We start from the raw sequence: 5,908 nt of genomic DNA on the forward strand, positions 1-5,908 counted from the left end.
GTTCTGGAGGATGTAGCAGCTGAGCGCGGTCCTGCCCACCGAGCTCAAAGCGGCCGTCACGGGCCCGGGGCGTCGTACCCGGTCGAACAGCACTCCTACGAGCCCCAGGTAGCCCAGCATCAGCACCACGGAGAAGACGAGACGTCCCGCAAAGGCGAGGTGCTCGTTCCAGATGACGGCCAGAGCGTTGAGCGGCAGACCCAACCCCAGTCCCCAGACCGCCATGCGGGCCCGCATGGTCCGACCGACCAGGTCGGCCCCGAACGCTCCGGACCGGTACAGGCGCGCTCCCAACAAGAAGAGGAACACCATCAGCGGGAAACTGGTGATCATCTCCGTCCGGTCGTCCAGAAAGTTCGCCATCCGGTATAGAACCTGGTCGGCGTAGCTTCCTTCCAGGTACAGCCGGCCCGACTCGGTGGACTCCGGGGGCTCAGTCACGTGGACGATGGGGAAGAACAGGAGCATTATCGCCGTCATCCCGCCCACGAAGGTGAGGTGCAGGCCCAGGACGGACCACATGATGGCCGAACGCGTCCGCTCGGAGAGACCGAGCACGTAGACCACCACGAGTGCCGTAAGCGCGTAGCCCATGAGGATGTCCCAGCTGAAGAGGAGGACGCCGTGCAGCGCCCCCTCGATCAGCAGGAGGAAGGCACGACGACGCTGTCGGCCCGCCCAAGGGCGACCGCGCTCCGTGGCGGCCCTGTACTGGATGGCCAGGCCCACGCCGAACAGCAGGGTGAGCATCGCGAAGAACTTGCCGTTGAGGAACAGGGTTTGCAGCCCCTCGGCGACGGGGCCGAAGCTGCCGGTCCGGGGGTAGCCGAAGAGCCAGATGTTCATGGCGAGGGTGCCCAGGATGGCGAAACCGCGCAGCACGTCCAGAAGCGGTATGCGAGCGGGTTCGAAGGGTCGTGGGGTCGTGTGCATGGGCGCATGGTCGCGGGTGGGTGTCCGCCGGGGCATCTACCGAAGGACATAGCTCGTTTTCCACCCGACGGCCGTATACCTTTCGGCGGACGCGGACCCCGTCCACGTACCGCACCATGTACGGATGGGTGCGACAACGGGTCTCGGAGTGGTCGCGCGGATGCGGCGGTGGCGGTGGCTCCCCGTTCCGGTGCGCGACATCGTGGTGACGCTACTGGTGGGACTGGCGGCCTTGGGGCTGTCCCGCGTCGAGTACGGCACTCATGGGTGGTTCAGCGACCTGGTCGTGCTGCTCGCCTGTGCTCCCCTGGTGCTGCGGCGGCGGTTCCCGGCCGCCGTGGCTCTGGCCACCGGCTCCCTCCTGTTCGTCTCGTTCGCGCTCGTGGACCAGGACGGCTCCGTTATCGCTGGCGTGTTCGCCGTGGCGACCCTCGCCCACCAACGCCCCGGCGCGGTGCCGGTGCTGGTGCCGGTGGCGGTCGCGTGGTGGTTCACCTACCTGGTGGTCGTCTACCCTGACGCCAACTCGCTGGTCGAGTGGTCGGGGGATCCCTTCGCGCCGGCCGCGTCCGTGATCGGGGACGGTGTGGACTTCTCCATGGCAGCGGTCCCCGTCCTCGTGTCCGTCCTGGTGGGCTACGTGTGGCGGCTCAGGGCCGACCGCGCCGAGGGGATCCGGCGTGCGACGCGCAACGAGTTCGAGCGCGAACGGCTGCGCGAGAGGGAGCGGATCGCCCGCGAGGTGCATGACATCGCGGGCCACCATCTCAGTGCGATCCGGCTGTTGGCGGTCGGTGGTCGGCAGGCTTTGGGAGGCAGGGACCCAGAGGCGGTCGCGGTGCTGGAGTCGGTCGCGCAGATGTCCGGCCGCGCGGTGCGGGAGGTGCGCGAACTGCTGGACTCCCTACACGGGGACCGGCTCACCGGATCGGCCTCGGGCATGGGGCCGGCGGACCTTCCGCCCCTGGTGGCGGCTCTGGAGAACACGGGAGTGCACGTGGAATTGATGATGCCCGAGGGAATCGGGGAGGGGCTGCCGGAGCGGGTGGGAGTAGACGTGTACCGGATCGTCCAGGAGTCCCTGGGCAACGTGCTGCGGCACTCGTCGGCACGGCGGGTCCGGGTGGAATTGAGCCGCACGGCGAACACGCTGACGGTCACGGTGGAGGACGACGGACGGCGCGTGACGGGGGACAAGGGATCGGGCGGGCGCGGCCTGGCGGGAATGCGGGACCGTGTCGGGGAACTGGGCGGTGTCTTGGATACGGGGAGTGGCCCGGGCCGGGGCTGGCGGGTGCGGGCCGTACTCCCCGTGAGAGGGGACGAATGATCCGACTGCTGATCGCCGACGACCAGCCGGCCGCCCGCGAGGGGCTGCGGCTACTCTTCCGGCCGGTCGAGGACATCGACGTGCTGGGCGCGGCGGCCAACGGCCGGGAGTTGGTGGCCATGGCACGCCGACTGAGCCCGGACGTGGTCCTCACCGACATCCGGATGCCCGGCACTGACGGTGTCGAGGCGGCCCGGGAGCTATCGGGGCTCTCGCCCTCGCCGTCGACGGTCATGCTGACCACCTTCGATACCGACGACTACCTGTTCGGGGCTCTTCAAGCGGGGGCGGTGGGCTTTTTGCTCAAGGAGAGCGACCCGGAACTGTACGTGGAGGCGGTGCGAGCAGCGGCCTCAGGTCAAGGGGTGATCGATCCACGGGTCACACCGCGCCTGGTGAAGCGCTTCGCGAGGACCTCGCCGCGCAGGCCCCCACTGCTGGTCGAAGAGCTGACGCCCCGAGAACGGGAGGTGCTGGTGCTGGTGGCCAAGGGACGCAGCAACGCCCGGATCGCCGGGGAGTTGAGCATCACCCACGGCACGGCCAAGGTCCATGTGACCCGGATCCTGGCCAAGCTGGGGCTGGAGAGCCGGGTGCAGGCGGCCGTCTACGCCTATCGCCATGGACTGACCACCTGGGCGGACGACTGAGCACGTCCTCGTGTCGACCGAGCGAGACGATCTCTAAGGCGGTCTGCGGTTCGACCTAAGGCATCCCCGAGAGGCGGATCCGCTGCACTCTTCCGATGCGCGGCCGGGGGCCTTAGAGCGAATCTGGAATCAGTCGGGAGAACAGCCCCGGCACAGACCCCGGAGGAGACCACCATGCACGCCGACCTCAGCGCCCAGGCCGCCGACCTCTACCGTGCCGAGGCCGAGCGTGTGGCCCGTCACGATCGTCTCGTCGCCTCGGTGAAGACTCGCGGGCCGGGGCTGCGCAGGCTGTGGGCGCGGATTCGGACACCGCGCTCCCACACCCTGGCCGCCTGAGGCCGGGGAGCCACGGCTCAAGGCCGTGAGCGAGGTGCCGTGTCGAGCGGGGTTCGACACGGCACCTTTCGTATGCCCGAACATATGCACGTGCCGAGGAATGTGCAGAATGACGTGCGGCGGAACGTGCGCAATTCACGTGCACGGTTTCGAGAATGCTAGCGCCATTGGGCCGGAATGTACACCGCGCGACCTGTGTGAATGCGAGCATCGAGGTTTGTCGCCTGCCTGGCGGGTATCCTGCCTGTTCATGGGGTCTTATTCTGGACTCTTTGAAGATGACCGAATCAATAATCTTGGCAATCCGTAATTCGGATGTCATGATGGTTCGTGTTGGGTGGTGACAAGTTGGAAATACGAATCCTCACCCCGGTCCCACAGATTCTGGTCGAGAACCGATCGGTCGACGTGGGTTCCCCCAAGGCCCGCCTCGTCCTCGCGGTACTGGCAGAGTCCGTCGGTCGTCCCGTACCGACCTCGACCCTCATCGACCGCGTCTGGGGCGAAGCACCGCCCGACTCGGTGCACACGAGTGTCTACTCCTATTGCAGCCGGATCCGGAGAAGCCTCAAGGACGCGGGCGTGCCGACCGACATCAAACGTCGGTCCAGTACCTACACCCTGGAGGTCGACCCCGACGCGGTCGACTGGCATCGGGCCCGGAACCTCTCCGACCAAGCACGCAAGCTCACCCAACGGGGAGAGCACGCGGCGGCATTCGCGCTCCTGGAAGAGGCCCTGGAGTTGTGGGACGGCGAACCCCTCACCGAGTTCGCCGGGGTGTGGGCGGATTCCCTACGGCGGCGCATGGCCCATGGGCACCGCCGTCTGCTCGGCCAGTGGGCGGAGGTGGGGCTCGTCCTCGGTGGTCCCGAAGAGGCCCTCCTCCGGCTGGAGGACCACCCTCGTGACGAGACCTTGGCGTACCTGCACATGAAGGCCCTGGAGATGTGCGGTCGGCACACCGAGGCGATCGAGTGTTACACCGAGCTACGGGAGCACACGGTCGCCGAGTTGGGCATCCAGCCCAGTCCCCGAACACGAGTGCTCTTCCAACGGATCCTTACCGAGGCCGACGGCGACGAAGGCCGATGGGCCGAACCCGTTCCCCTCGCGGAGCCCCGTCGAGAGGTAGTGGACACTCTTCGAGCCGACGTCTCCGACTTCCTGGGACGGGACGAGGAACTCGAAACCCTGCTCACCTCAGTGCGTGCTTCCGATGGCCGATCGACGGTGCACTTGATTCATGGCCTGGGCGGAGTCGGTAAGACGAGCCTGGCCGTGCACGCCGCTCATCGCCTGCGAGACGCCTTCGACGTCAGATTGCAGACCGATTTGACCGGAGCGAGTTCGGACCAGGTCCTCTTCCGCCTGTTACAGATGCTCGGGGTTTCGGGCAGCGGTATCCCCACAGAACCCGAGGCGCGTGTGGCGCTGTGGCGCAATCAGGTCGCGGGTCGGCGGGTGCTCCTTCTCCTGGACAACGCGGACCACCACGACCAGGTGGTGCCGGTGATTCCGGGGGCCGCTGGGAGCGTCGTACTCGTGACCAGCAGACGCAGCCTCGCCGGACTCCACGGCGCTCGTCGGCTGTGGCTACGACCTTTGGACGAAGAAGACGCTGTACGGATGTTCGCCGCCTTCAGCGGGCGTGACGTCGAGGAAGAGGGCGTGAGCCGGGTCGTGGCCTTGGCCGATCGGTTGCCGCTCGGGTTGTGGATCGCTTCGGCTCAGCTGAGGCGCCGGTTCACGTGGAGCCTGGACCGTCTCGCAGATCACCTTGAGAGGCATACGAGGGCGTCCGAGCAAGGTGCGGATTCGGAGGCTTTGGCGGTCTTCATCGACACCTACGAAACTCTGGACGTGTGGGCCCGACAGGTCTTTCTTTGTGTGGGTCTGCACCCCACGACGGTGGTTCCGGACCACGCGGCGGCGGCATCCGTAGGTGATTGGGACGAGACGGAGAAGGCCCTGGATGAGCTGATCGACGTCCATTTCCTGGACGAGGTCAGCCCAGGGCGTTACCGGATGCACGATTCCGTGAGGCGATTCGCCCGCCAACGTGCGGCTCGGACGATGTCCGAGCGACAGCGGTGGGAGGTGGAACGGCGCATCTTGGACTACTACCTGGCCACCGTGGACAACGCCGATCGCACGGCGATGCCGGGGCGCCAACGAACGGAGCGCCCGATCACGCGTAGTTCGGCCACTCCGGACTTCGAGAGCCCGAGAGAGGCACGAGAGTGGTTCGCGGACACCTTTCCATCGGTGGAGAGGGTCATTGAACACGCCCGGGAACGAGGGTTCACGGAGTACGTGGCGAGGATTCCATTGGCCATGGCCGGGCTCTTGGAGACCAACGGCCCCTGGGACCGGGCGGAAAAGCTCTTCGTCGAGGCGGTGGAGGCCTGGCGTGAGTTGAGTGATCCCCTCGGCACGGCGGACGCTCTCTACGAGTTGGCCGTCATGCGGTTGAAGCTGATGGATCGGGGTGAGGTCGAGGAACTCCTCGGTCGTGCGATCGCGCTGTGGGAGGAGTGCGGTCGTCGGCAGAACATCCCGTATGCCCGGGACCAGGTCGGTCTTCTCCACGCCGACCAGGATGATCACCTGCGAGCGATCTCCGAGTACAGGGCCTCTCTCGACGAGTTCCAGG

The 5,908-nt window shown here is 66.9% G+C and carries 5 protein-coding genes; 4 read left to right on the top strand and 1 reads right to left on the bottom strand.

The features are described from left to right. On the bottom strand, positions 1-933 hold a 933-nt coding region (locus ACWGKS_RS29440; RefSeq protein ID WP_452524965.1), incomplete at its 3' end, for a DUF418 domain-containing protein. Between the two features lie 124 nt (positions 934-1,057). Between ACWGKS_RS29440 and ACWGKS_RS29445 the strand changes: the two genes are divergently transcribed. From ACWGKS_RS29445 to ACWGKS_RS29460, 4 genes are all read left to right on the top strand, one after another. Then, positions 1,058-2,263 (top strand): sensor histidine kinase, encoded by a 1,206-nt coding sequence (locus ACWGKS_RS29445; RefSeq protein WP_358514478.1) that lies wholly within the window; start codon positions 1,058-1,060, stop codon positions 2,261-2,263. Beyond that, positions 2,260-2,913, top strand: a complete 654-nt coding sequence (locus ACWGKS_RS29450) for a response regulator transcription factor (RefSeq protein ID WP_358514480.1) — start codon at positions 2,260-2,262, stop codon at positions 2,911-2,913. The genes ACWGKS_RS29445 and ACWGKS_RS29450 overlap by 4 nt, the downstream gene beginning before the upstream one ends. 174 nt (positions 2,914-3,087) lie before the next feature. Continuing rightward, entirely contained in the window at positions 3,088-3,252 is a 165-nt protein-coding gene (locus tag ACWGKS_RS29455; RefSeq protein WP_358513890.1) for a hypothetical protein, read from the top strand. Between the two features lie 348 nt (positions 3,253-3,600). After that, a partial coding sequence (locus ACWGKS_RS29460) for a BTAD domain-containing putative transcriptional regulator (protein ID WP_452524968.1) occupies positions 3,601-5,908 on the top strand: 2,308 nt, incomplete at its 3' end.

It is taken from the genome of Nocardiopsis sp. NPDC055879, assembly GCF_053615935.1.